The organism is Kineobactrum sediminis (assembly GCF_002868715.1).
In the GTDB taxonomy this organism is placed as follows: Bacteria; Pseudomonadota; Gammaproteobacteria; order Pseudomonadales; family Halieaceae; genus Kineobactrum; species Kineobactrum sediminis.
In genome coordinates this window covers 490,229-502,897 of the sequence record NZ_PKLZ01000001.1, presented here as the reverse complement: position 1 = coordinate 502,897, position 12,669 = coordinate 490,229, and the positions used below count along the sequence as shown (strand labels likewise).

At 61.7% G+C, this 12,669-nt stretch carries 10 protein-coding genes and 1 tRNA gene; 2 read left to right on the top strand and 9 right to left on the bottom strand.

The genetic code is table 11. The annotated features are described in order from the left end of the window. Nucleotides 1-43 precede the first annotated feature (43 nt). The 4 genes from CWI75_RS02240 to CWI75_RS02225 form a co-directional block, all read right to left on the bottom strand. A tRNA-Arg gene (locus CWI75_RS02240) sits at nt 44-120 on the bottom strand. A 129-nt stretch (nt 121-249) separates the two neighbouring features. After that, nucleotides 250-864 carry a DUF4136 domain-containing protein gene (locus CWI75_RS02235; RefSeq protein ID WP_101519823.1) on the bottom strand — a complete coding sequence of 205 codons (615 nt, stop codon included), beginning with the start codon at nt 862-864 and terminating at the stop codon, nt 250-252. A 69-nt stretch (nt 865-933) separates the two neighbouring features. Then, nucleotides 934-2,043 carry a DUF3080 family protein gene (locus CWI75_RS02230; RefSeq protein WP_206604613.1) on the bottom strand — a complete coding sequence of 370 codons (1,110 nt, stop codon included), beginning with the start codon at nt 2,041-2,043 and terminating at the stop codon, nt 934-936. Next, nucleotides 2,015-2,641 carry a glutathione S-transferase family protein gene (locus tag CWI75_RS02225; RefSeq protein ID WP_101519822.1) on the bottom strand — a complete coding sequence of 209 codons (627 nt, stop codon included), beginning with the start codon at nt 2,639-2,641 and terminating at the stop codon, nt 2,015-2,017. Before CWI75_RS02225 ends, CWI75_RS02230 begins: the two co-directional genes overlap by 29 nt. Before the next feature lie 155 nt (nt 2,642-2,796). On the opposite strand from CWI75_RS02225, the gene CWI75_RS02220 reads away from it, so the two are divergent. Then, nucleotides 2,797-3,225 (top strand): c-type cytochrome, encoded by a 429-nt coding sequence (locus CWI75_RS02220; protein WP_241521039.1) that lies wholly within the window; start codon nt 2,797-2,799, stop codon nt 3,223-3,225. Nucleotides 3,226-3,312: 87 nt separating this feature from the next. Here CWI75_RS02220 and rep read toward each other — a convergent pair whose 3' ends face one another. After that, on the bottom strand, nt 3,313-5,310 hold the full coding sequence (gene rep, locus CWI75_RS02215) for a DNA helicase Rep (RefSeq protein ID WP_101519820.1): 1,998 nt from the start codon (nt 5,308-5,310) through the stop codon (nt 3,313-3,315). 150 nt (nt 5,311-5,460) lie between these two features. Here rep and CWI75_RS02210 point away from each other — a divergent pair, with 150 nt between their 5' ends. Then, nucleotides 5,461-7,533, top strand: coding sequence for a PhoX family protein (locus tag CWI75_RS02210; RefSeq protein WP_206604612.1), 2,073 nt, complete (start codon nt 5,461-5,463; stop codon nt 7,531-7,533). Nucleotides 7,534-7,576: 43 nt separating this feature from the next. Here the strand turns inward: CWI75_RS02210 and CWI75_RS02205 are convergent, their stop codons facing one another. The 4 genes from CWI75_RS02205 to CWI75_RS02190 are packed head-to-tail and all read right to left on the bottom strand — an operon-like array spanning nt 7,577 to nt 12,616. Further along, complete coding sequence (locus CWI75_RS02205) at nt 7,577-8,779, bottom strand: acetyl-CoA C-acyltransferase (protein ID WP_101519819.1); 1,203 nt, start codon at nt 8,777-8,779, stop codon at nt 7,577-7,579. After that, the gene (locus CWI75_RS02200) at nt 8,776-10,008 is read right to left on the bottom strand and encodes an acetyl-CoA acetyltransferase (protein WP_101519818.1); all 1,233 of its coding nucleotides are present in this window, start codon (nt 10,006-10,008) and stop codon (nt 8,776-8,778) included. Before CWI75_RS02200 ends, CWI75_RS02205 begins: the two co-directional genes overlap by 4 nt. After that, a complete protein-coding gene (locus tag CWI75_RS02195) occupies nt 10,005-11,684 on the bottom strand; it encodes a class I adenylate-forming enzyme family protein (protein ID WP_101519817.1) in 1,680 nt (559 codons plus the stop codon). The genes CWI75_RS02200 and CWI75_RS02195 overlap by 4 nt, the downstream gene beginning before the upstream one ends. A gap of 17 nt (nt 11,685-11,701) precedes the next feature. After that, complete coding sequence (locus CWI75_RS02190) at nt 11,702-12,616, bottom strand: NAD(P)H-dependent flavin oxidoreductase (RefSeq protein ID WP_101519816.1); 915 nt, start codon at nt 12,614-12,616, stop codon at nt 11,702-11,704. Nucleotides 12,617-12,669: the final 53 nt, after the last annotated feature.

Sequence of the window (12,669 nt, the reverse complement as noted above, 5' to 3'; positions counted from 1 at the left end):
GTCCGGAATCCTGGGTTCGTTGTTGTAAAGTCCCCAGTAAATATGGCCCGCCCGGCAGAATTCGAATCTGCGACCTCTGCCTCCGGAGGGCAGCGCTCTATCCAGCTGAGCTACGGGCGGAAAAACACGATGTTGTTGCAGGCTCGGGGCCTGCTGCCGCTGTCGGCATTGCCTCGGGGCGCCATTTTCCAATGACGCTTTTGAGGACGGCGGACTATAGCAAAGCCCGCCCGCAGGCTCAATAGATGGTTACACGCTTGTGGGGGGAGGGAACTTCGCAAAAATCGCTTCGGCGGCCTCATTGTATTCGGCCTGGTTCTGAACCTGCTCGTCGTACAGGCGGGTGCGGATAATGCCTCGCCATACCGACTGCTCAAGTTCCGGGTCGATCATATCGACGATAAAGGTGCCCTCGGTGTAGTCCCTGACTGAAATGTCCGTGGGAGTTCCGATGCACCCCCAGCAATTGTAAAGGCTGTAGCGATTGTAACCGTAATAAAGGCTCATCGTGCTGGGATAGGGGCGAGTACGCACGTCGGTCTTGAACTGGGTAACAAGGTGCCAGCTGACCAGCATATCGGCTTTGTCGGCATCGTCCACAAGCTCCAGGCCTTTATTGCGCAGCGCGTGTGCGATCGCGGCGTCAATCCGGTTTTTCTGCATATCGCTGAGCTGTAATGGGTTATCGCCCTCCACCAGGCCGGAGTTTTCGTAAAAGGCCACGGTTTGTACTTCGCTGAAATCATAACCCGGCTTGAAGTCTATATCGGGCTTGGGTGGCCCGACGGCACAGGCGGTAATGAACACCGCGCCCAGGATGAGAAGGCCGATACGACAGGTTACAGATACTGGCTTGATGTTCATGCTGGACTCCAAAACAACAACGGTGGCTCAGGTCAGGCGTTGCAGTTTCCCGTAGGCGGGCTTGTCACCTTACGCCGGTTCACATGAGTCTAGCAGATCCTGCAGGGTTGCCACGTGCTCGCGCGGCGCGCCGGCCCAGCGCTTGATCCGGCTATTTCGTTGCTGTTGCCAGTCGCGGTATGCAGGGGGCATGACGCTGTCCAGCTGATCCTCGAGGTCCCTGATCAACGGCAACAACTCGTGCTGGCGCCGTCCCAGGGCCGCTGACCATGGTTGAATGGCGCCGACAAAGTACTTCTCAATCACGGTGCGTACGATGTCGGCAGCGGCGGGCCGGAACTCACCCCTGCACAGCGGCCCCTGTTGCAGGCGCCGCTCCAGCAGAGCGTTGCCGGACTCGAGTGATTCCGCCTGTAATGCAAGGGCCTTGAGCAGGGCGCCGCCATCCCCCTTGGCCACTTCGCTCAGCTGAACTTCGAAGTCGAGATTATCCGCCCGGTAATCTCCCGCCAGCCAGCGCTCGGTGGCGCCATTGATGGCCGCCAGTGCCGAGAACACGCTACTGCTGGTTGCCGCCGGGTAATCTCCCAGTAGCGGGGGCACTTGCCACAGTTTCCGGTACTCGTGACTCGCCAGGGTGGCATTGAATATCAAGGTCGGCAGCTGCGCCGTTTTCTGCCGCCGTGCCTGTTCCAGGTCATTGGCCAGGGCATCGCGACCCTCGGCGCGCAGCGTGGTGATACACGCCGGTGCCAGCTGCAGGAATTCCAGCTCCAGTAACAGGCGTTGCGACGGTGTTGCCATGAGCCCCAGGCTGCTATTGCGCTTGCCGATGGTGATCTGCACTTCGCAGCCGGTCAGTGCCAGGAAGTCCAGCGCCCCCAGGTTTCCCGGCACGGTTTCAAGCTGGAGCTCCCGGCGCGGCGGCATCCGCGGCACGGTTTGCGCCTGCAATTCCGGTATCGGTGTATCCAGCGGGCGTGCCAGCCGCTCAAGATAGGTTTCCAGCGCCGCGTCCGGGCCCTTGCCGCCGCAACCGGCGAGTAGCAGCAACAGCAGCCCCGCCAAGCTCGTAAAAATGGCTCGACCGGGCCGCTGCCGCCGGTAATAACGCACAGCCGGGTGATAGCCAGCGCCGGCTGCGCGTCGGTTAGTCGCCTGCGAGTGCCGCTTTGGCACGGGGCAGCCAGGCGTGAATGTTGCTGCAGCTCTCGGGAACAGCCTCCTTGATCCAGCCGGCAAACTCGACGCAGGTCAGCAGGTCGATATCAGCCATTGAGAAGGTGTCATTCACCAGGAACTTACTGTCTGCCAGTGCGGCGTCTACCATGGTCCAGCCACCTTCAAGGCGCGCACGACCACGCTCAACCAGTGCCGGTATCTGTTCCAGGCTGATCGGGCCGGGCAGCGCGCGGCCGGCAAAGGCCGGGTTACCGTTGCGGAAGACTTCGGCGATCGGGTGAAACAGCGTATTGAAGAGCCGATGACACCAGCTTATTACCAGGGCTTTTTGCAGCGCACCGGTGCCCATTAGCGGTCGCTCCGGGTACAGTTCTTCGAGATAGACACAGGCGCCGATCACTTCCGTGAGGACTGTGCCGTCGTCCAGTACCAGCGCGGGCACGGTGCCCAAAGGGTTGATTCGACGGAAATCTTCTCCCAGCTGCTCCAGCTTCATCATGTTCACCTGCTCGGTATCGATCTCGATACCCTTGTAGTCCAGTAACATTTGCAGGCGGCGGGCGTTCGGGGCGGCGTCAAAGGTATACAGTTTCATAATGGCAGTCCGAAGAGGATGGATGCCCTATGGTACGGGGAAATCCCTTCTCGGGGCCAGTATCTGTTCCTTTAGGGTGTTTGTGGCATTGTGGCGAGTTTTCCCGCAGCGCATAAGTGGCTATAATGCGCCCCCAAACCCGAGAGGATAGCGTAGTGATCAGCCGAATTGTTTTAAGTATGGTGGTGTTAGGTGTGGCGATGGCAGCGGGCGCGGTCAACCTGACCGACAAACAGCGCGCGGAAGTCGAGGCGCGTATCAAGCCCTTCGGCGAAGTATGCCTGCAAGGTGACACCACCTGCGGTGGCCCTGCCGCCGCGGCGGAAGATGCGGTGGCTCGCTCGGGTGAGGATGTTTATAACGCCGCCTGCCTGGCCTGTCATGCCTCCGGCGCGGCCGGGGCACCGGTCGTGGGTGATGTGGAGGCCTGGGCCGACCGTATAGCCAAGGGCATGGATGTCTTGTATGACGCGGGTGTTAACGGTATCGCGGGAACCGGTATGATCGCCAAGGGTGGTTGTATGGACTGCTCCGACGATGAGGTGATCGCCGCTGTTGATTACATGGTCGAGAACAGCCGCTGATAGCATCGCGACAGCACCACTGAAAAGGCCCCCATGCCGGAACCGGCATGGGGGCCTTTTCAGTTTGAAGCCAGGAGCGGGTTGAATTCAGCTGAACAGGGACTTCAGGCTGCTCAGGGTTTCACTGGCGCGCTGTTCATTGGCCTCGGCGGTGTCGGCATCGCCGCCCTGCCACTGCAGGTCATCTATCGGTAGTTCGGCGAGGAAACGGCTGGGTTCGCAGCTGATGATTTCGCCGTACTGGCGTCGCTTCAGGGCCATGGTCATGGTTAGCGTCTGCTGTGCCCGGGTAATGCCGACATAGGCCAGGCGGCGCTCCTCGGAAATATTGTCTTCCTCGATACTGGCGCGGTGTGGCAGCAGGTTTTCTTCCATGCCGATAATGAACACGTGGGGGAATTCCAGGCCCTTGGAGGCGTGCAGGGTCATCAGCTGCACATTGTCGGGGCTGGCGTCCTCGTCCTCCTGTTGTTCCAGCATGTCCCGCAGCAGCAGGCGGCTCACGGCTTCATCGAGATCAAGTTCGTCGTCCTGCATTACCCGTTCCAGGCTGTCGACCAGGAAGGTGACATTGCCCATGCGCCGTTCGGCAACATCCTCACTGGAGCTCAGTTGCAGCAGCCAGTCGGCGTAATCAATATCGCGGATCAGCTGGCGTATGGCGGTGATACCGCCGCCGCCCCCACTCTGGCGGCGCAGGCCGGCGAGCCACTGGTTGAACTCCCGCAAGCGGCGCAGGCCCGCCTCGGGCAGCACACTGCCGTCGATATGTTGCAGGGCCTGGCTCATGCTGCAGTGTTTGCTGTTGGCGTAATTGCCCAGGGCTTCGAGGGTGGAGGGTCCCAGTTTGCGACGGGGTACATTGGCGATACGTAAAAAAGCGTTATCGTCATTTTCGTTCACCAGCAGGCGCAGGTAGGCCATGATGTCCTTGACCTCGTTGCGGGCAAAAAACGACGTGCCGCCGCTAAGGTGATAGGGGACCTGCTGTTGCTGCAAAGCCAGTTCCAGCAGCCGCGACTGGTGATTGCCGCGGTACAGCACGGCATAGTCGCCAAAGCGGGTACGCTTGCGCAGTTTGTGGTCCAGGATCTCCGCCACCACCTGATCCACTTCATGCTGTTCGTCGGTGCAGCGAATGGCTCGCAGCTGATCGCCGTAGCCCAGTTCACTCCACAGTTGCTTTTCAAACACGTGCGCATTGTTGGCGATCAGGATATTGGCGGCTTTGAGAATGCGCGCCGTGGAACGATAGTTCTGTTCCAGTTTGACTACCCGCATACCCGGGAAATCCTCCTGCAGCAGGGCCAGGTTTTCCGGCCGGGCACCGCGCCAGGCATAAATGGACTGGTCGTCATCCCCCACCACGGTGAGCCCGCCGCGCAAGCCTACCAGTTGCCGGACCAGCAGGTACTGGCTGGCGTTGGTGTCCTGGTATTCGTCCACCAGCAGGTAATGCAGCTGGTTCTGCCATTTCTCCAGAATGTCCGGCTGGTGCTCGAAGAGGATGGTGGGCAGCAGAATCAGGTCATCAAAATCCAGCGCGTTATAGGCCTTCAGGGCTTGCCGGTAGCGCTTGTAGGCCTGGGCAAAGAGCATGTCGGCGGGGCTTTTGGCATGGGCCAGGGCCTCCTCGGGTAGTACCCGGTCATTTTTCCAGTTGGAGATCCGCTGCTGGATCAGCGGCGCCTGGTCGCCCTCGGCGCCGTGTTCCTGGATCAGCAGGGCCTTGATCAGGTTGCGGGTGTCCTCGCCATCAAAAATGGAAAATCCTCTTTTCATGCCCAGGGTCTTGCTCTCGGCACGAATGATCTTCAGGCCCAGCTGGTGAAAGGTGCTTACCGTGAGTCCTTCCATGGCGCGACTGCCGAGCAGTTTGCCCACCCGCTCCTTCATTTCCCGGGCAGCCTTGTTGGTAAAGGTGACAGCGGCAATATGCTTCGGCTTGATGCCGCACTGTTCCACCAGATAGGCGATTTTCCGGGTGATTACGCTGGTCTTGCCGCTGCCGGCACCGGCCAGTACCAGCATGGGGCCGTCGATATAGCGCACAGCCTCGCGCTGGCGTGGATTGAGTTGGGTCACGGAAGTTGATCTGGCGCTGGAAATGGTCGGCAAGTGTAACAGGAACCGGCCCTGGGGCGCAGGCGTCTCAGCAGGAACTCGTGCCGGGCGACGATTAATAATGTCATCTTCAGTGATTAGACTCCGCACTCCATTCCTGGAATCCTTATAATGGCCGGGAACCAGAAGACCGATGCAGGCCTCCACATGAACGATCGTATTATCCCCGGTATCGCCGACCCTTCATTTGCCGCGAACGAAGAACCACGGCGCGCGCCCGTGTCCCAGCCCGATTTCCAGGCGGTGATCGCCGCCCGCTACCCGCGGCGCGACATTCTGCGTGGTGGTATCGGGCTGGCGGTGGCCAGCCTGTTCGGGGCCGGCCTGTCGGGTATGGCCCTGGCGGGTGCGCGGGTGCCGGGTCCACGGAAAAGTAACTTGCTGGGCTTTGAGCCGGTTCCGGTGAGCCGCGCCGATACCGCCGTGGTGCCGGAAGGTTACCGGGTACAGGTGCTGTTGCCCTGGGGTGAGCCGATCAGCGGTGACTATCCGGCCTTTGGCCAGCATAACAGCGGTGCCGACCAGGCCACGCAAATGGGCTCCCATCACGACGGTATGCATTTTTTCCCGCTTGCAGGCAGCTCCAGTGAGGGTTTGCTGGTGCTCAACCACGAGTATGCCGAGCCCCGGCTGATGCACGCTGCCGCTGCCGGTGTTGCGCTGGCCAGTTACGATGTGCCGCTAAAGGTCGATGGCAGTCGTGATCCCGGCCAGGTATTGAAGGAAATGAATGCCCACGGCGTTAGTGTCGTGCGCATTCGCCGGGGTGAAAATGGCCACTGGGAACTGGTGCGCGACGCGCTTAACCGGCGGATCACCGGGCTGACGCCGATGGCATTCAGCGGCCCTTTGCGCGGCGACCCTCGCCTGCAGACCCGTTTCAGCCCGGAAGGCACTCTTGGTCGCGGCACCCTCAATAATTGTTCCCACGGGGTTACGCCCTGGGGCACCTACCTGGCCTGTGAGGAAAACTGGCGCTATTATTTTGTGCACGAGGGCAGCGACGTCCCCGCCAGCCTGTCCCGTTATGGGGTAGGCCCGATGAATGCCTGGCGCTGGCACCTGGCTGCTGCCAATGCCGGTACGGAGGCGGATATCTATGCCCGTTTCGACGCTACGCCCCGCGCGAACAGCCCACACCAGGATTACCGCAACGAGCCCCACGGCTTTGGCTGGGTGGTTGAGCTGGATCCGTTCAATCCCGCAAGCGTACCGGTCAAGCGCACCCACCTGGGCCGCTTTGCCCACGAGGGCGTGGTGTTTGCCCCCGCGCAGGAAGGCAAGCCGGTGGTCCTGTATAGCGGCGATGACTCCGTGTTCGAATATATTTACAAGTTTGTCTCCACCCGGCCCTATCACCCGGCAAGCGCAGACGGCTCACTGCTGGATGACGGTACCCTGTACGCCGCACGCTTCAACGAGGATGGCACTGGCGAGTGGCGGGCACTGGCTCCGGGGGTGAACGGCCTGACCGCAGACAAGGGTTTTGCCACCCTTGCCGATATCCTGCTGAATACACGTGGCGCGGCCGACGTGGCTGGCGCCACGCCGATGGATCGCCCGGAGTGGGGCGCGATAGATCCCGGCACCGGCCATGTATATTTCACCCTCACCAAGAATACCCGGCGCACCGAGCAGCAGGCCGGTGGACCCAACCCCCGGGCCGGTAACCACGCGGGCCAGATCGTGCGCTGGCGCGAAGCAGGGGATGACCACGCGGCCATGGGTTTTACCTGGGAGCTGTTTTTACTGGGCGGGGATACCGAGACCGGGAGGGATCTTCAGGGCAGGGCACTGACCGATGCCAACCTGCTGTCCAATCCCGACGGCCTCTGGTTTGATGCGGACCGGCGCTTGTGGATACAAACCGATATCTCTGACCTGGAACTGAACCAGGGGCCCTACCAGCCAATGGGCAATAACATGATGCTGGCGGCGGATCCCGATAGCGGCGAAGTCCGGCGCTTTTTTACCGGCCCCGCGGGCGCGGAGATTACCGGTTGTGTCACCACACCGGACCAGACCACGATATTCATCAATATCCAGCACCCGGGTGGTAGCACGACGGCGAAAGATTTCGCCCGAGGCAAGCTGGATAGTCATTGGCCCCAGGGCGGTAGCGCAGTGCCGCGCTCGGCCACGGTGGTGATCACTCGTATTGATGGCGGCAAGATCGGCGCCTGATTGGCGCCAGCGCGACGCCATAGCCTGCTTACACCATAGCCTGCTAGCCCAGCCGCTCCAGCAACAAGGCACTGCCGGTGCCCGCGGCGCCAGCCGCGGAGACCACGCCCCACTGCAGGTCCCGGCGCTCGAGTTCATCCAGCAGGGTGCCGGCCATTATCGCGCCGGTAGCACCCATGGGGTGGCCCAGGGCGATGACCCCGCCATTCACATTGAGTTTGTTATCGTCAATTCCCAGTGCCTGCATGGCGACCACGCTGATCGCGGCAAAGGCCTCGTGAATTTCGAACAGGTCGATGTCGGTGCTGGTGAGGCCCTGGTCCGCGAGCAGTTTACGGGTGGCTTCAATGCAGCCGCTGAGCACCTGCAGCGGGTCCGCATTTACAGTAGCGGTCGCGGTGATTCGGGCACGGGGTTTAACGCCGTTGCTGATGCCCCAGGCTTCGTCCGCCACCAGTACCAGTGCCGCGCCATCGGCCATCGCCGGTGAGTTGCCGGCGGTGTGGATATGGTCAATGTGCGCAAGCTGCGGGTAGCCCGCCTGCTGGAAGGCGTCAATGCCGGCAGCACCTGCCTTGGCAAATGCCGGGGGCATTGCGGCCAGCTGTTCTGTAGTCGTGCCCGCGCGGATGCATTCATCCCGGTCAACCCGGCTACCGTCTTCCAGGGTGATGGGTACAATGGAGCTGAACCAGCCCTGCTCGCTGGCGTGTGCGGCGCGTTGCTGGCTGGCAAGAGCCACGGCATCGGCCTGCTCCCGGGTAATGCCGTGCAGGCTGGCGATCAGGTCGGCCCCATTGCCCATCATCAGCATCTTGCAGCGGGCGGCAAATGCGGGGTCCATGAATACCCGGGCCTGGTCTGACAGCATGGGCACCCGTGACATCATCTCAATGCCTCCAGCGACCGTCACCCCGGCCTGGCCCGCGCCCACCTTCAGGGCGGCCAGGGCGATGGCGTCAATGCCGGATGAACAGTAACGGTTTACGGTGAGCCCGGGTACGCTACCCGGCCAGCCGGCATAAAGTGTGGAGGTCTTGGCGATATTGCCCGCCTGTTCACCCTGCTGGGTCACGCAACCCAGGATCACATCATCCACCTGGGCGGGATCCAGCGGATTGCGCTCGACAAGCGCGCTGTACAATTGCTGCAGCAATGCCTGCGGGGTCAGCGAATTCAGGCTGGCGCCCTCTTTGGCCCGACCGCGAGGACTGCGCAACGCGTCATAAATAAAAGCGGACTTCATGAACCAACTCCAACAATAAGACTGACACAGGTGGTGGCACTGCCACCGAGGTTAAACGTCGCCATGTTTTCGGCCCCGGGCAGCTGGCAGGCGCCGGCTCGACCGGTCACCTGGCGGGCACAATCCAGTGCCATACGCACCCCGGTGGCGCCCACCGGGTGGCCCAGGCCGATGAGGCCCCCGCTGGGATTGATGGGGAAATCACCATCGCGGGTAATGCGGCCCTCTTCCACGGCTTTCCAGCTCTCTCCTGGCGCGGTAAGGCCACTGTGGTCTATGGCCATGTATTCGGTGACCGAAAAACAGTCGTGGGTTTCCAGGCCATCCAGGTCACTGATATGGTTGAAACCGCCGCGCTGCAGGGCGTCCTGCATCATCATCTGCACATGCGGAAACAGCAGCGGCTGGCCGGCGCTGAGCTGCAGTTTGCGCTCCAGCAGGATGGGGGCAGAGCGGTGTCCCCAGCCCTTGATGCGGGGAATATCCGCCAGTCTTTTCCCGGTGCGAACAGCATATTGCCAGGCGGCCTTTTCACTACCGAGGATGAGGCAGGCGGCACCATCGGTTATCTGCCCGCAATCCATTTTGCGCACCAGGCCTTCAATCACCGGGTTCAGGTTGTCATCCTGGGTAAAGCACCCGGGCGGGAATTGCCACTCGCGGGTCTGGGCCCTGGGGTTGGCCTTGGCATTGCCGAAATTGATCTCGGCGATACGCGCCAGGTGCTCACTGCTGATCCCATGGCGCTGCTCATATTCCCGGGTGATGCGGTCAAACATGTGCGGCCAGGGGTAGACGCAGTCGGTGGCCTCGTGCCCCTGCCAGGCGGCCGCACCCAGATACTCCGCCCCGGTTTTGCCGTTGACATTGCGCATTAACTCCAGGCCCAGCACGCCGGCCACATCGTAATGCCCGGCTTCAATGTCGCGCATGGCGCTGAGCATGGCGATGGAGCCCGAGGCGCAGGCGGCCTCGTGGCGGGAGGTGGGGATCGCTGCCAGCTCCGGGTAAACCTGGCCGAAAAAGCCGTTGATCAGGCCCTGGCCGGTAAACAGTTCACCGGCAAAGTTACCCACGTGTCCCACCTCGATTTGCCCCGGATCAATATCGGCGTCGGTAATGGCATCGGCCAGTGCCGCGGCGAACAGGTCATAAATTTCCAGTCCTTCCCGCGACCAGTTGCGGGCAAAGTCGGTTTGGGCGCCGCCCAATATGTACACCTGGCTCATGTTGATATTCCTCGTTGCAGGACCTGTTGCGCAAGCTCGCTGCGCACTACTTTACCCACCGGATTACGCGGCAGTGCGGCAAACACCTCCAGTCGCTCCGGGAGCTTGAATTTCGCTATGCCCTTATCCTCCAGCCAGGCGCAAAGCGCGCCGAGTTCCGGCGCGATTGTGTCTTCCGCGGGGACAATGCAGGCGCATATTTTTTCTTCAAGCTGTGGGTCAGGGTAGGCACACACTGCCGCCTCGGCCAGTCCCGGAAAGCCCTCCAGCAGAATATCCAGTTCCGCCGGGGATATTTTCATGCCGCCGCGATTGATGATGTCCTTGCAGCGGCCAACGATGCGGTAGTAGTGGGCGGGTTCGCCGCAGATTTCCACCAGGTCACCAGTGCGAAACAGGCCGTCGTCAGTAAAAACACCGGCGCCATCATGATCCAGGTAGCCATCGAATACAGCCGGGCCAGCAATACAGAGTTCCCCCGGAATGCCGGCCCGGGTGATCTCCACGCCCGACTCGGGGTCAATGACCCGAGTGGTAATGGAGGCATGAGAGTGTCCGGTCCAGGGCATATCGGGTGCGCCAAAGCGGGGGAACATGCGGGCACGATACTCGGCGCTGGCGGCCGTTTCGGGGGTGGAGAACAGGCTGATGCCCTCGTTGGAGCCGTAAAAATTGATGATGGGCTTGCCGTACTCCCCTTCGATCACCTCAATCATTGCTGGCGACAGGGGTACCGAGCCGGAGCCGAACGCGCGCACACTGCTGAAATCACACTGCTGCCACAGGGCCGGCTGCTGGGCCAGTTTGTTGAGCAGGGCCGGTGGGGCAATGGTGAAGTTGACCTGCTCTTCCTGGATCTGGCGCAAAAACATGGGCGGGTCCATCGGCTGGTGCAGCACCAGTTTGCAGGCGTTGATGACCGAGGGGAACAAAAAGCCGCCCAGGGCCGCCATGTTAACCAGGGGAAACGGCACCAGCAGGGTTTCGCCGGGCTGGTAGTTACCGGCCGCCATGGTGTTGCGGGCCATCGCCCGCCACATGTTATGGGAGCGCGGTACACCTTTGGGGGTGCCGGTGGTGCCGGAGGTCCAGACAACAGTGAGAATGTCATTGGCGTCCCCGGGATTCTGCTCGCGGTAGCGGGCCAGTACCTCGGCCGGTCCACGGTCTGCGGACTGGTCAAAATACAAATCGGCACCTGGAGACCAGACCGGGGTGTCGGGTAGTACCTGGCGCGCCTGGGCAGCGAGTGCCTGGCCCCGGAAATCGTCGAGCGTGATCATTGCCGCCGGCTGCAGGGTCGCTGCGAAACGGGCAATTTCGTGGCTGCCGTATTGCACCGCCAGCGGCGATATCACGACTCCCAGCTTGCTGCAGGCGTAATAGCACAAAGCCAGCTCGCTGATATTGGGTAATTGCACCAGCAGCCGGTCGCCGTGCTGCAGTCCCCGGGCCAGTAATTGTGCCGCCAGCGCGTCGCTGAGCGAATCCAGCTCGCGAAAACTGATGCGGCGGCAGGGTAGGCCGGTCAGTTCCTGTTTGTTGGGCTGGTCCACCAGGGCAGTGCGGTCCGGGTGGTCACCTGCCCGGGCGGCAAGAATGCCGTGCAGGGTTTCATCGCCCCAGAAACCGGCGCTGGTCATGGCCTTGATACGTGCTTCCGAACTGGTCTGCATGATCTGATCTCCGCCGGTTACTCCGCGCAAGCGGCCCGGTATTCGGTTTCCAGCCGATCGACCAGAGTTGCGATCGGCAGAATGTCATGAATGGCACCCACGCCCTGTCCCGCGGCCCACACATCCCGCCAGCGTTTGGCATCGCTGGAGCTCTTGAGAATATCAACGGCCCCCGCTGCGGGCATATTGTCCGGATCATAGCCGGCCTCCACGAGGCTGGCGCGCAACCAGTTGGCCTTGACCCCGGTGAGGGCGTCGGAGCACACAATATCGGCGCCGGTGGCGTCCACCACCATTTGTTTGTAGGCCGGCACCGCCATGCTTTCTTCCGTGGCGATGAAGCGGGTACCCATGTAGGCATAATCGGCTCCCAGCACCTGTGCGGCGCGAACCGCACGCCCGGTGGAGATGCCGCCCCCGAGCACGATATCACCGTCCCAGAACTCGCGTACTTCCTCAACAAAGGCAAAGCCCGACTGTTGCCCGGTATGGCCACCGGCTCCCGCGGCGACCAGTACCAGGCCATCCACGCCGGCCTCTATCGCCTTGCGCGCAAAACGGGTGTCGATGACATCGGCGAAGACCTTGCCGCCGTAGCCGTGGACCTCGTCAACGGCCTCTTTCGGGCTACCCAGAGCCGAGATTACCAGTGGTGCGCGATACTTCACTGCCAGCGCCAGGTCTTCGAAGCGACGGGTATTGGAGCGGTGCATCATCAGGTTCATGGCCCAGGGGCCGTCCTTTTCGCCGCCAACCGCGGCGGTAATCTGTTGCAGCCAGTTTTCCAGTTCGTCGGTAGTGCGGGCATTCACCGAGGGAAAGGTGCCGACGATCCCGGCCTTACAGCTGGCAATCACCATGTCGGGACCGGACTGCAGGAACATGGGTGCCTGGAAGACGGGGATGCGAAGGGCAGCGAGGCTTGGCGTCATGGCTAGGGAGTCCAGTGTAACTTGTATTAAAAGACCGTATGGTAATTCACCCC